This window comes from Rhodococcus sp. RS1C4 (genome assembly GCF_002258225.1).
Classification (GTDB): domain Bacteria; phylum Actinomycetota; class Actinomycetes; order Mycobacteriales; family Mycobacteriaceae; genus Rhodococcoides; species Rhodococcoides fascians_E.
Genome location: NZ_NOXZ01000005.1, coordinates 45150 through 57706 on the forward strand (window position 1 = coordinate 45150; position 12557 = coordinate 57706).

11 protein-coding genes and 1 pseudogene are annotated in these 12557 nt (G+C 65.6%); 6 read left to right on the forward strand and 6 right to left on the reverse strand.

Annotated features, from left to right (window positions below):
- Positions 1 to 46 precede the first annotated feature (46 nt).
- Entirely contained in the window at positions 47 to 712 is a 666-nt protein-coding gene (locus CH289_RS01270; RefSeq protein WP_080734070.1) for a ScbR family autoregulator-binding transcription factor, read from the forward strand.
- Positions 713 to 769: 57 nt separating this feature from the next.
- Complete coding sequence (locus tag CH289_RS01275) at positions 770 to 2545, forward strand: acyl-CoA dehydrogenase (protein WP_094727052.1); 1776 nt, start codon at positions 770 to 772, stop codon at positions 2543 to 2545.
- Positions 2546 to 2629: 84 nt separating this feature from the next.
- Here the strand turns inward: CH289_RS01275 and glgX are convergent, their stop codons facing one another.
- On the reverse strand, positions 2630 to 4657 hold the full coding sequence (glgX, locus tag CH289_RS01280) for a glycogen debranching protein GlgX (protein WP_094727054.1): 2028 nt from the start codon (positions 4655 to 4657) through the stop codon (positions 2630 to 2632).
- A 73-nt stretch (positions 4658 to 4730) separates the two neighbouring features.
- On the opposite strand from glgX, the gene CH289_RS01285 reads away from it, so the two are divergent.
- Complete coding sequence (locus CH289_RS01285) at positions 4731 to 4925, forward strand: hypothetical protein (protein WP_019663450.1); 195 nt, start codon at positions 4731 to 4733, stop codon at positions 4923 to 4925.
- Positions 4926 to 4931: 6 nt separating this feature from the next.
- On the opposite strand, the gene CH289_RS01290 is transcribed toward CH289_RS01285, so the two are convergent.
- From CH289_RS01290 to CH289_RS01305, 4 genes are read right to left on the reverse strand one after another with little or no spacing between them, the layout of a single operon-like run.
- Complete coding sequence (locus tag CH289_RS01290) at positions 4932 to 5780, reverse strand: glycosyltransferase family 2 protein (RefSeq protein WP_094727057.1); 849 nt, start codon at positions 5778 to 5780, stop codon at positions 4932 to 4934.
- Complete coding sequence (locus CH289_RS01295; RefSeq protein WP_019663452.1) at positions 5777 to 6781, reverse strand: glycosyltransferase; 1005 nt, start codon at positions 6779 to 6781, stop codon at positions 5777 to 5779. The genes CH289_RS01290 and CH289_RS01295 overlap by 4 nt, the downstream gene beginning before the upstream one ends.
- A complete protein-coding gene (locus CH289_RS01300) occupies positions 6778 to 7857 on the reverse strand; it encodes a glycosyltransferase (protein ID WP_037158039.1) in 1080 nt (359 codons plus the stop codon). Before CH289_RS01300 ends, CH289_RS01295 begins: the two co-directional genes overlap by 4 nt.
- Positions 7854 to 8963, reverse strand: a complete 1110-nt coding sequence (locus CH289_RS01305; protein ID WP_094653896.1) for a glycosyltransferase — start codon at positions 8961 to 8963, stop codon at positions 7854 to 7856. Before CH289_RS01305 ends, CH289_RS01300 begins: the two co-directional genes overlap by 4 nt.
- Positions 8964 to 9071: 108 nt before the next feature.
- On the opposite strand from CH289_RS01305, the gene CH289_RS01310 reads away from it, so the two are divergent.
- From CH289_RS01310 to CH289_RS01320, 3 genes are read left to right on the forward strand one after another with little or no spacing between them, the layout of a single operon-like run.
- A complete protein-coding gene (locus CH289_RS01310; RefSeq protein WP_033189863.1) occupies positions 9072 to 10007 on the forward strand; it encodes a WcbI family polysaccharide biosynthesis putative acetyltransferase in 936 nt (311 codons plus the stop codon).
- The gene (locus tag CH289_RS01315; RefSeq protein ID WP_256976917.1) at positions 10004 to 11023 is read left to right on the forward strand and encodes a glycosyltransferase family protein; all 1020 of its coding nucleotides are present in this window, start codon (positions 10004 to 10006) and stop codon (positions 11021 to 11023) included. The genes CH289_RS01310 and CH289_RS01315 overlap by 4 nt, the downstream gene beginning before the upstream one ends.
- Positions 11020 to 12372, forward strand: coding sequence for a glycosyltransferase family 2 protein (locus CH289_RS01320; protein WP_037181873.1), 1353 nt, complete (start codon positions 11020 to 11022; stop codon positions 12370 to 12372). Before CH289_RS01315 ends, CH289_RS01320 begins: the two co-directional genes overlap by 4 nt.
- A 62-nt stretch (positions 12373 to 12434) precedes the next feature.
- Here the strand turns inward: CH289_RS01320 and CH289_RS01325 are convergent.
- Positions 12435 to 12557, reverse strand: a pseudogene (locus CH289_RS01325) (sugar phosphate isomerase/epimerase); the annotation flags it as partial.

Below are 12557 nucleotides of genomic sequence, written 5' to 3' on the forward strand. Positions count from 1 at the left end.
GCTGCCTCGCGTACACGCGAGCGAGTTTCAGGATCGGTTGGTGCTCGTGCAGCAAAGAGCTGAGAACACACGTCAGGCAGTGCTGCTCGGTGCAGCGGTGAGCTTCGAGAAGCACGGGTACGGAACCGCCAGTCTGTCGACCATCCTGGCGCACGCCGGAGTCACCAAAGGCGCGATGTACTTCCACTTCTCCTCGAAGGAGGAGCTCGCCCATGCGGTCATCGACGCCCAACATCAGCTTGCGATGGATGGTGTACGTGCGATCACTGCAGAGGTTCCGCGCGCGCTGGACAGCATGATCTGCGTCAGCCAGGAGATGGCACGCCAACTCCTGGAAGAGCCGATGGCCCGCGGCGGGATGCGGTTGACGCTCGAGATCGGCAGCATGCAAGGACCGGTTCAGCGCCCGTACCGCGACTGGATCGACTCGATCCAACTGCTCGCGGACAGGGCAGCCGAGGAGGGCGACCTCGCCGACGGAGTCGACACCGAGGCGCTGGCCAAGTTCGTGGTCGGTGCGTTCACCGGTGTTCAGACCCTGTCGGAGGTGCTCAGCGGGAGGGCGGATCTCTACGCCCGATTGTCGGACATGTGGCAGCTGCTGCTCCCCTCGATCACGGATCCCGCGGCGTTGGAACGGACGCGTGCACTCGCGCTCAGCGAGCCGCGGGACTGGTCCGTCTCGACGTCGGACGTCGGCGTAAGCGCCTGATCGGCGTTCGCCGGCGGGCTAGCCTGTAGGTATTTCCCTGCGCGAACGGAATCTCTCATGACCGACGTACTGTCCCGCCGTGATCTCGACTTTCTCCTCTACGAGTGGCTCGACGTCGAGTCTCTGACGACCCGAAAGCGATTCGCCGAACACTCCAAGGACACGTTCGACGCCGTCCTCGACCTGTGTGCGGACATCGCGCGCAAGCACTTCGAGCCGCACAACAAGCTGTCCGACGCCACCGAGCCGCGGATGCGCACCGACGGTACCGTCGAGATGATCCCCGACGTCAAGGCTGCGTTGGACATCTACGCGGCGTCCGGTCTGATTGCCGGACAGTTCGACGAATCGCTCGGCGGGATGCAGCTTCCCACCACCGTCGCGCGGGCTGCGATGGCCTGGTTCCAGGCGGCGAACGCGTCCACCTCGTCGTATCCGTTCCTGACCATGGCGAACGCCAACCTGATCGCCACGTACGGCACGTCGGAACAGATCGATCAGTACGTCCGCCCGATGCTCGAGGGCAAGTCCTTCGGGACGATGTGCTTGTCCGAACCGCAGGCCGGGTCGTCGCTCGCCGACATCACCACGCGTGCGGTCGAGCAGGACGACGGTAGTTACCGCCTCACCGGCACCAAGATGTGGATCTCCGCAGGAGATCACGAGCTCACCGAGAACATCGTGCACCTCGTCCTGGCGAAAGCCGCGGGCGGCGGCGCCGGAGTGAAGGGCATCTCACTGTTCGTCGTGCCCAAGGTGCTGCCGGACGGTACACGCAACGACGTCACACTCGTCGGTCTCAATCACAAGATGGGCAACCGGGGTACGACGAACACGCTGCTGAATTTCGGCGACGGAACGCATGCCGTGCACGGTGGCCCCGGCGCGGTCGGTTACCTCGTCGGCGAGGAGCATCGTGGTTTGAGCTACATGTTCCACATGATGAACGAGGCCAGAATCGGTGTCGGCTTCCTGGCGATCTCGCTGGGGTACGTCGGCTACCTCAAGTCCGTCGAGTACGCGAAGGTCCGAACACAGGGTCGTGCTCTCGGCGTGAAGGATCCGTCCTCGCCGCCCGTTGCGCTGATCGAGCACGCGGATGTCCGGCGGATGCTGTTGGCGCAGAAGTCCTACGTGGAGGGCGCTTTGGCCCTCGGTCTCTACTGCTCCAAGCTCGTGGACGAGCAGGACACCACCGAGGACGAGTCGGTGCGCAGCGAGACGACGCTGCTCCTGGACCTGCTGACACCGATAGCCAAGAGTTGGCCGTCGCAGTGGTGCCTCGAAGCGAACAGTCTGGCCATCCAGGTGCACGGCGGATACGGCTACACCCGTGACTACGACGTGGAACAGTACTACCGAGACAACAGGCTCAATCCCATTCACGAAGGAACACACGGCATTCAGGGGCTTGACCTGCTCGGCCGCAAGGTGACGATGCAGGGTGGGGCAGCCCTGCCGTTGCTCGGAACAAGAATCGACGGAACCATCCGTCGTGCCCGTGAACTCGGCACCGACGAGTACGCGTCGGCGCTCGAGTCCGCATGGGGGAGCGTCCTCGAGGTCACGGCAACTCTGTGGGGCACCGGCGATCCCGAGGTGGCACTCGCGAATTCGTCGGTGTACCTCGAGGCCGTCGGCCACGTCGTCATTGCGTGGATGTGGCTGGAACAGCACAACGCGGCCGACGGCAAGACCGGCGACTTCTACGACGGCAAACGTCAGGCCGCCCGATACTTCTTCCGCCACGAACTGCCCACGACCGGACCCCAGTTCGCACTGTTGTCCAGCCTGGACCTCACCACCCTCGAGACGGACCCGGCCTGGTTCTGACCCCTCGCTGTGCGCGGAAATGTAGTGCGATCTGGTCGCTTCGCGGGCTCCGCTCCTGCCCCAGGGCCTACATTTCCGCGCACGTCAGCGGGCGAGCAGCGTGAACGAATGATCCGCGATCAGGATCGATGGTCCCGACTCCTCGTACGCCTGCTGCGGGTCGCTCGACAGGACCTGGCGCCAACTGCCGGACGGTAGGCCGAACTCCACCGTCTCGCTCGACGCATTCGCCGCCCACCCGAACACTTCGTCGTCTTCGGCCGACGCGAGAACCACCAGCATCGACAGCGCCGACCCATCGGACCAGTCCTCGTCCGTGAGCTTCTCGCCGTCGGCGCGGTAGAAATCGACGTAGGTGTCCGCATCGGACTCGCTGTCGTGGCGGAACCACCTCGGACGCAACGCTGCGTGCGACTTTCTCAGCTCGATCAGCTGACGAGTGAAGGCCTGCAGATCGGTGTCCGCAGAGTCCCAGTCGAACCACGACAGTTCGTTGTCCTGGCAGTACGCGTTGTTGTTGCCCTGCTGGGTTCGCCCGATCTCGTCGCCGCCGAGAATCATCGGTACACCGGCGGACAGAAGCAGTGTCGCCAGATGGTTGCGTTGCTGCCGGGCACGGAGAGCCAACACGCCCTCGTCGTCGGTCGGGCCTTCGGCGCCGCAGCCCCACGACCGGTTGTCCGATTCACCGTCCTGGTTGTCCTCGCCGTTGGCGTCGTTGTGCTTGTCGTCGTATGCATTCAGGTCGGCGAGAGTGAACCCGTCGTGCGCGGTGACGAAGTTGACGCTGGCGAGCGTCGGGCGCCGCGTGCTCTCGTACACGTCGGGGCTGCCGGTGATGCGCTGCGCGAACGCCCCGAGAGTGCCTGGCTCCGAACGCCAGAAGTCACGAACGTCGTCGCGGAACTTCCCGTTCCACTCCGACCATCGCGCCGGAAAGCCGCCGACCTGGTAGCCCTGCGTGTCCCAGGGTTCGGCGATCAGCTTGACCGACGCCAGCGTCGGGTCCTGATGAACCAGATCGAGGAAGGCGCTGTGCTTGTCCAGATCGGAATCCTGGCGAGTCAACGTACTTGCGAGGTCGAAGCGGAATCCGTCGACATGCATCTCGGTCACCCAGTAGCGCAACGAGTCCATGATCAGGGCCAGCGCGGCAGGATGGCCGACGTTCAGACTGTTGCCCGTGCCGGTCGTGTCGAAGTACGAGCCGCGATCTTCCTCGACCAGACGATAGTAGGAACGGTTGTCGATCCCCTTGAGCGACAACGTAGGACCGAGGTGATTGCCCTCGGCGGTGTGGTTGTACACGACGTCGAGAATCACTTCGATTCCCGCGGCGTGCAGCGCCTTGACCATGGACTTGAACTCGTTGACCTGGCCGCCGGTGTCACCCGCATGGCTGTACTCGTTGTGCGGAGCGAGGAAGCCGATCGAGTTGTACCCCCAATAGTTGCGCCGCCCTTCTTCCAGGAGGTGCGAGTCCTGGACGAATTGATGAATCGGGAGCAATTCGACGGCGGTGACCCCGAGATCGACGAGTGCTTGGACCGCGGCCGGGTGGGCAAGACCTGCATAGGTACCGCGAATGTCCTCGTCGACGCCCGGATGGCGCGCGGTGAAACCCTTGACGTGCACTTCGTAGACGACACTTTCGGACAGAGGGATCCGCGGAGGTGCATCGTCACCCCAATCGAAGTCGTCGCCTACGACGACCGAATGAATCATCGACGACGCCGAATCCTCGTCGTTTCGCGTCTCGGGCTCGTCGTGCAGGTGCGAGAACACCGACTCGTTCCAGTCCACACTGCCCGCAATGGCTCGGGCATACGGGTCCACCAGCAGCTTGTGCACGTTGTGACGGAGACCGTCCGCGGGACTCCACGGTCCGTCCACCCGCAATCCGTACCGCGACCCGACCGTCAGGCCGTCGACGACACCGTGGAACACGTGCCCGGTCCGCGTGTCGAGAGTGGTCGAGGAAAGTTCGGCGCCGGATGCGTCGACCACGACGACAGCGATGGAATCCGCGGTCTCCGAGTAGACCGCGACATCGGCCGTGCCGTCGGGTAGCAGGGTCACGCCGAGGGGATGAGGGGAGCTGACTTCGGTCATTGCAGCCCAGTACCCCGGCAAGGATCGAGCAAACCGAGTTTTGAATCGACGGCCCGAGGGGTACGACACACTCATGGCTGATTACAGAGTGCTCGATCCGACAGGCGACGTCGTCGCGACCAAGAACATCGAGAGCGCCGATGACGCGTACAACTGGTTCATCGAAGAGAAGGCGGACAACAGCGAACTCGGGTGGCGTCTCGAAGTCGACCATGACGGCGACTGGGCCTTCGTGGACGATTCCGAAGGCACCTCGCCCGGTAACTGACGACGCTCAGAGGGGTTCGCCGAGGCGCTGAATGCGTCCGGACGCGGTGCGGGCAACGAGCCCGCGCCGCTCGAACTCCGCCAACCATCCTTCCATCGGCCACCTGTTCCACCGATCGTGGAACAGGCGAGCGTTGCGCACGATGTCGTCGACGTGCTCGACCGGGGGCGAGGACACCGCATGATGCTGGTGATAGGCGTGGGCGCCGCCCACCCACCGTAGACCGATTCCCGACGCTCGGGCCGTGGCTGCGAGGTCGGTGTCCTCACCGCCGTAACCCGTGTAGCCCTCGAAGAATCCGCCCAGCTGTCCCCATGTCGGAGCGGTGACCGCGAACGACAGTGACCAGAACAAGTCGTAGTTCGATCCCGATTCGACGGCTCCGACGGCCGGATTCGGCCGCGCACCATGGGGATTCGTGTGCGCGATCAACTCTTCCTCCGACCACCGCCCCCGGTGTGGGGGCAGATAGGTGACCGGTCCGCAGAGCAGGGACATGGCGTTCGCGGAGTCCGAGCAGGCGCGCTCGTAGGTCGCCGCCATCTCCGGGCCCGGTATGCAGTCGACATCCAGGAACAGCAGTATGTCCGCGCCCTGTGTAACTGCCACCTGTGCTCCGAGATTGCGCGCGTGAGCCAGAGGTAGGCGCCCGTCGACCGTATCGATGTACCGCACTGTCGCGGTGCCGGTGCCGGTGTCGGCCACGACATCGGCCACAACGTCGACGATCCGGTGATCGCCCATCGCGATCACGACGTGATGGTCCGGAGGCCTCGTCGACCGTGCCAACCCGCGGATCTGCTCGCGGAGGTGTTCGTGACGGCCCGAGACGACCGTCACCACAGTCAGATTCATCGGACGACCGCTCCGGCATCGAGCACACGGGCGGCACGGCCGGCCGCCCCGCGCTGCTCCACGCGACCCCACCCCGACGCGCCGAGCTCGGTCGCGCGGTTCAGCAGCGCTGTCCAGCCGTCCGGATCAGGCCATGCATCGGTCACGACCGCCACGGATGCCGAACCGAGGGCACGCGCGCTGGCGATCTGCTCGTCGAACGGCCGATCCTGTGGAATGACGATTGCCGGCGACCCCGCGGCCGCGACGTCGGCCAACGCGTTCTGCCCGGCGTGGGTCACCACGACCGTGGCCGAACACAGCAGTGGCCAGACGTCCGCTCTCCACGACGAGGCATCGATTCCTGCTGCGATCCAGCGAAATTCGGGGTTGGCCGCGCCGGCGAGCTCGATATCGGACGCGACGAGCGTCGTACCACCCGCACCGCCGAGAACGACCACGGAGGCGTCGTCGCCGACCGTCTCCCGGGCGCGGCCGTCGAACCTGCTGATCGCACCGACGTACGTGGTCTTGTCCGCATACGGCCGAAGCCACTGCGGGTCGTAGACCGATCGCGACCACGGCGCGACGATCGCCGACGCTGCTCGGTACGCGAGGGTGTGGGGAGTGTCTGTCCGCTCGCCTGGCATGGCCATGACGACGACGTCCACCCCGAGCAAGCGGACCAGCAGTGTCACTTCCACCGACACGTCGACGACGACGAGCCGTGGGCGCACGCGGGCCACCCACTCGGCGATCAGCGCCATGCGATCGGTCAGGCCGCGCACGCCCGTCGGGGCCCAGTGGAGGATTCCTCCGGCAGTCTCGTCGGCCGGGTACTCGGGGCCGCCGGTGTCGGTGGGTTGTGGGGTGTCGAGGGGGAGCTGCAACCATTCGATGTCGCTGTGCGGGAACGGTTGTCGCGAGGACAGCACTGTGACGGGCTCGTCGGTCGCCGCAGCGATGGAGGTCGCACGTGTCATGTGGCCGGTGCCGTGATGGTGCGCGTAGTAGCCGATCACAGCGCGGCGCCGGACATCATGGTGTCGTACAGGCTCAGGTACTGATCTACCATGCGGCGCTCGGAGCATGCCGACTCGGCGCGAGCCCGAGCGTCGTGCCGCGACAGGGTGCGGGCTTCGATCATCGCCCGTGCGAGATCCTCGACCGAGTCCGGACGAGCCAGTCGTCCAGACGTCGGATCCAAAATCTCGGGGATACCACCGCGATCGAACGCAGCGACGGGAGTTCCGCACGCAAGCGCTTCGGCCACGACCAGACCGTAGGGCTCCTCCCAGACCGGCGTCGCCAACGCGACAGCGGAGGATCCGACGAGGGTCGCGAGTTCACGTTGACGCAGGTGGCCCGCGTACGTGACGTCTCCACCGAGTCTGGGCGCCACTTCCGCCTCGAAGTACGCCGTGTTCGACGCCGGGCCCGCGAGGGTCAGCGAGAATCCGGCTGCGCGTGCGGCGTCGATGGCCAGATGAGGCCCCTTCTCGGGCACCAATCGGCCCGACCACACTGCGCCGTCGCCCCCCGGACCTTCCGGCCATCGCTCCAGAGAGATCCCGTTCGCCACGACGTTGACGGGGCCGGTGACAGGGAACCATTGGCGCGCAGCGTGTTCGCTGACGGCTGCGAATTCGACGCCGGTGCTTCCGGACAGTGCCACCGCAGATTCGAGCCACGCGAACGGGGGAGTGTGCAGGGTGGTGAGCATAGGAGTGCGCACCGTGCGCGACATCGCGATGGGCAGGTAATGCAGGCTGTGATTGTGGATCACGTCGAACGCGTCGGACAGCTCGCCGGCCAGTTGCATCATCACCGACAGGTACGCGTGGTGCTCGCTGACGGCACGTGCGGGAGTGGTGATGTCGGCCTTGGAGATGTCGGACAGCTCCAACCGCGCAACGCTCAGAAGGTCGTCCGCGACATCGAGGGTCGAGCCTTCCGCCGCGAACAGGGTCACCGAGTGTCCGCGCTCGGTCAATGCACGAGACAGCTGACCGATGTGCGCTTCCATTCCACCCGCGTACGGCTCGGCGATCGGAAAGTTCGACGAGCCGAGCAGTGCTACGCGCAGGCTGTCGGTCATCGTCGTGTCCCGGTGGTCACAGGGCGCTCGGACAGTGCACGGCGATAGATGCGTGCATGCGTGCGTGCGGCCTCCTCCCGGTCGACTTCCCGGCTCGTACGCAGGAATTCGCCGGTGTCGGACTGTGAGGTTCGCCGCGCCGCGACGTCGTCGTACGTGGAGTGCAGCGCGTCGGCCAGCCCGATGTCGTCGAAACGGTCGAGGCCGAAACCGAAGACGCGGCAGGGGGTTTGCTCCGCGAAGTAGCCACAATCGGGAACCACGACCGCAGTCCCCATGTCGACACACGCCTCCAACCATCCCGAATGCGTGCCGAATCGGTACGGCAGAACCGACACGTCGATCTCGGTCAGGTACGTCCACAGTTCTTCGTCGTCGAACCGAGGGTGAACTCGAACGTCGACGCCCTCGTGTGTCCCGAAGGCGGCGATCGCGGCAGCGTCCTCCGGGTGCGAGTCGAATGCCTGGTCGTCGATGTCGATTCGGACTGTTGCACCCGGCAATTGGGCAGCTGTGTCGACGATAGTCCCCAGGACGGCCAACGGATCGAGGTTGGTGCGCAGGCTCTTCGCGTGCACTCCGATCACGAACGACTCGGTGTGCGGTCGACGTCGACCGATCAGCTCCATCGGGGCGACGTGCGGATGCGGCACGACGGTTGCGCGACGTCCCCAACGGGATCCGATTTCCCGCGCAGCGCCCGGCGTGAGGGTGATCACCTCGTCGGCCGCTTCGATCAGCATGTCGAGGTGAGCCTCGTGGAGAGAGTTGTCCACGAAATGTGGGTTGTGGAGGTCGTGCACCGTGTAGACCAGAGGCTTGCCCGCCGATCGCACCGTGCGTATCACCTCGCCGAGGTGCTCGGGTGGCAACGAATCGAAACCGAAATGCACGTGCAGCACGTCGAACGACGACAGATGACGCTTCGTCCACTCCGGTTCGAGCCAACGCGGCGGCCACCAACGACCGGTTCCCTCGGCGCCCGGCGGGACCGGGTCGGGAAGTCGACGGACTCCGTCGGAACCCAGGTGCGCGACATAGGTGTGGCCGGTGGGTACGGAAGCCACGGTGATCGACGCTGGATCGATCGGGGTGGGGTTGATCAAATGAGGGTTCCTTCGCGACAGAACGGTTATACGGGACGTGTGATGAGCCCGGACCCGACTGCTCGAGAGGGAGTGTCTCCTGCGACAACCGAATACTACAGGGAGCCCGTGACGTCGAACGATCCCGACGAGGGGCGTCGCATTCACTACGGAGATTTCTACGGAGTCTCCGACACGACGGGCGACGAACGGCCGCTATTGGTCGTGTGGGGGAACTGCCAGGCCGAGGCCCTGCGGATCGTGGTCTCGAGCGCGGCGGACCTTCCTTACCGTACGGTGCGGGTTCCTCCGGTCCACGAGCTCACCGAGAGCGACCTACCGCACGTTCGTGACCTGATGGCGCGCTGTGCGGTGCTGCTGTCCCAACCCGTGCGTTCCGGCTACCGCGGGTTGCCGATCGGGACGGACGACGTGGACGCACTCCGATCGACTCGAGCGGAGAAGATCGTGTGGCCGGTCCTGCGATACAGCGGGTTGTATCCGTTCCAGGTTATCGTGCGGCACCCCAGCGCCCCGTCCGCGACGCCCGCAGGCGTTCCCTACCACGACCTCAGGACGGTGATCGCCGCCCGCGACGGTGACTCGGCCGGGTGGGACGTCCCGCTGAGTGCTCGTCAGGTGACAGACGTCGCAGCGTGGAGCATCGCGGAACTCGCCCGGCGCGAACGCGCCCAGTGCGACGTCGGTGTGTCCGATCTTCTGCTTCCAGCGGGCGCCGGCGCCGCGAACACCGTCAACCACCCGGGAAACTCGGTGTTGACGGCGCTCGGATCCCGCATTCTCGACGCGCTGGGTTGTGGCCCGCCCGCCGAGCCCGATCGAGAATTGTTGGGCAACATCGTCTCTCCGCTCGACGAGCGCGTCGTACGAGCTCTCGACCTGCAGGCTCGGCCCAGGCCGTCATGGCTCGTCGACGGATCGTCCGTGTCCCAGGACGAGATCCGACGGGTTCAGTTGCAGTGGTATCGAGACAATCCGCCGTTCGTCGACGCGGCAATTCAGCGCTACGCCGATCTCCTCGACATTCTGGACATGGCTGCATGATGCCCCAGATCGGCCATGTCCTGGTAGGGCCACCGGCACACGGCGTCGTCGAGTACGGCGCGTCCGTTGCACGAGAGTTGGGGGAACCGACGCACCGGGCAGTGCGCCTGGACGGACCGGAGTCCGAACTCCCTGCCTGGATCGGGGAGTGCTCACTCGTACACCTGCATGTCACCGACCGACTCTTCGGCGACCGTGTATCAGCAGCGCCCAACTACGCGGCACTGTGCGCCAGGCTGCCCGCGCGGCACTCGGTGACCGTGCACGACGTGCCACAACCGTCCGACGGATCGGGGTTCGAGACGCGAGTTCGGTTCTACCGGACAGTGATCGACCAGGCGGCCGGGGTGATCGTGTCGAGCGACCACGAGGCATCGCTGCTCCGAGAGTTCACCGACGCGTCCGTCGATCCACAGGTGATTCCGCTGATGATGCCGAGGCCGAGAGCGGAGCCTGCAGGGCCTGAAGGGATGGAGGGCGGATCGTCGGGTGCGCGTGTTGCCGTGCTTGGTTTCCTGTATCCGGGGAAGGGGCACATCGAGACGCTCCGGGCGATGGCCGACTTACCGCGGTCCGTGGGTTTCGTCGCGTTGGGGACTGCGTCGCCAGGGCACGAGGATCTGATCGATCAGTTGCGGTGCACGGCAGCCGAAGCCGGAAGGCCCTGCGAGATCACCGGATTCCTCCCGGAACTCGATATGTATCGACGCTTGGCGGCTGCGACCGTTCCTGTCGCCTTCCATCGGCACCTGTCGGCGTCGGGGTCGATCAACACGTGGATTGCAGCGAGACGCCGCCCACTCGTCCCTCGCAACGCGTACACCGAGGAACTGGACAAGCGATCGCCCGGTGTGGTTCGTGTGCACGGAGACGACGAGGATTCGTTGCGGGACGCGATCGCCGAGGCGGTGCGCCATCCGTCGTCGACCTGGATCGAACCGCACGTGGTGCCGCGGCCCACTCCGAACGATGTGGCCCGGGAGTACGACTCGGTTCTGACGGGCTGGCGCGGATGACGCGGGCTCTCGAGATCCAGGGTCGGTACGTCGTGCCGGACAATCGCTGGGATCTGACGCCGGACATGGTGGAGTTGCCGAGCGTCACCGTCGTGGTCCCGTATTACGATCAGCCGCACCAATTGTCGCTCGTACTCGAAGCCCTGGCTCAGCAGCGCTACCCGTCCGACAGGATGCAGGTGGTCATCGCCGACGACGGTTCACCGACGCCGCCTGTCGTCGACGACTGGCGCGACAGGCTGGCGGTGACGGTGGTGCGCCAGGAGGACAAGGGGTTTCGGGCCGCCGCGGCCCGCAACCTCGGTGCGCGTGCGGGGACGGGCGAGGTTCTGTGTTTTCTCGACGCCGACACCGTCCCGACGCCCGGGTACCTCGAGACGGCTGTGGCTCTGCCTGCAGTGGCTCCGGACACGGTCGTCGTCGGGCGGCGAGGACACGCCGATCTGAGCGATGTGAACGTATCGGAACTGTCGGACTGGCTTCGTACTCCACGGGAACTCGGCGAACCAGATTGGTTGTCCAGCGCTTACGGCCGGACGGGCAACCTTCTCCGACCGGGTTGGGACGGATACAAATTCGTCATCAGTGCAGTGTTGACCTGCAGCCGTGAACTGTTCGAGGAGATCGGCGGCTTCGACGAGACCTTCGTCCGGTACGGCGGCGAGGACTGGGAATTCGCCAATCGTGCGTTCATGGCAGGAGCAGTGTTCGCCCACGATCCCCAGGCAGTTGCGTGGCACGACGGGCCGGACTGGGCGGGGCGAGACGTCACGGACCGGACCGACGAGAAGAACACCGAGGCCGTGGCTCTCGCACCGTTGATCACCGATCCCAGCGCCCGACGACATGGGCTGGCCTATCGGATCCCGGACGCTGCGGTGATCCTCGACGTGGCGGAGGCATCACCGGCATCGGTGATGGTCACTGTCGCCGGCATCGTGCGTGGCGTCGACTGCGCGGTGTGGCTGACGGGAGAAGGTGCTCCCGCAGTGTACGACGCGTTGGCACTGGATGATTCACGTGTGCGCGTCGGGACCCCCGAGCGATCCGTGCGGCTTCGCTGCCGATTCGTCGTGCACGTTCGAGGCCCTGTGCAGTTCTCGTCGGCGACGTGGGGTGCCCTGACCGGATGCATCGGACCCGGACTGGCAGGCAGGGTGACCGTCGACTGCGACGGTGCCTCGGTCTCGGCGACGGCGTCCAGGGCACTGAACCGTGCACGGCGCTGGGCCGCGCGGACCGGCGAGTCCGAATCGGAGCTGCTGAACGCGTTGTTCACGACCGAGCGTCGGAGTGCCGAGGAGGTCGGCATCTTGCTGATCGATGGCGAACCGTGGCTGGCCTGGTGACCACGAACGCTGGACACCACCGAGGTGATGTCCAGCGCCGGCGTTGTAATGCGGTGAGAAAGCTACAGGTTCGCTGTGGCCTTGTCGAGGGTGTCGACGGCGATCTGTAGCCCTTCGAGGGGGCCGTAGGCGGTGTCCTCGTGTTCGATGTTCACGGCGATGTCGGGGTCCACGGAGTGCAGGGC

Coding starts and splice junctions, on each gene's coding strand:
- CH289_RS01300 (WP_037158039.1), bottom strand. CDS start 7,857: ATGACCGACAGCCTGCGCGTAGCACTGCTCGGCTCGTCGAACTTTCCG.
- glgX (WP_094727054.1), bottom strand. CDS start 4,657: ATGACCGAAGTCAGCTCCCCTCATCCCCTCGGCGTGACCCTGCTACCC.
- CH289_RS01275 (WP_094727052.1), top strand. CDS start 770: ATGACCGACGTACTGTCCCGCCGTGATCTCGACTTTCTCCTCTACGAG.
- CH289_RS01320 (WP_037181873.1), top strand. CDS start 11,020: ATGACGCGGGCTCTCGAGATCCAGGGTCGGTACGTCGTGCCGGACAAT.
- CH289_RS01290 (WP_094727057.1), bottom strand. CDS start 5,780: ATGAATCTGACTGTGGTGACGGTCGTCTCGGGCCGTCACGAACACCTC.
- CH289_RS01315 (WP_256976917.1), top strand. CDS start 10,004: ATGATGCCCCAGATCGGCCATGTCCTGGTAGGGCCACCGGCACACGGC.
- CH289_RS01285 (WP_019663450.1), top strand. CDS start 4,731: ATGGCTGATTACAGAGTGCTCGATCCGACAGGCGACGTCGTCGCGACC.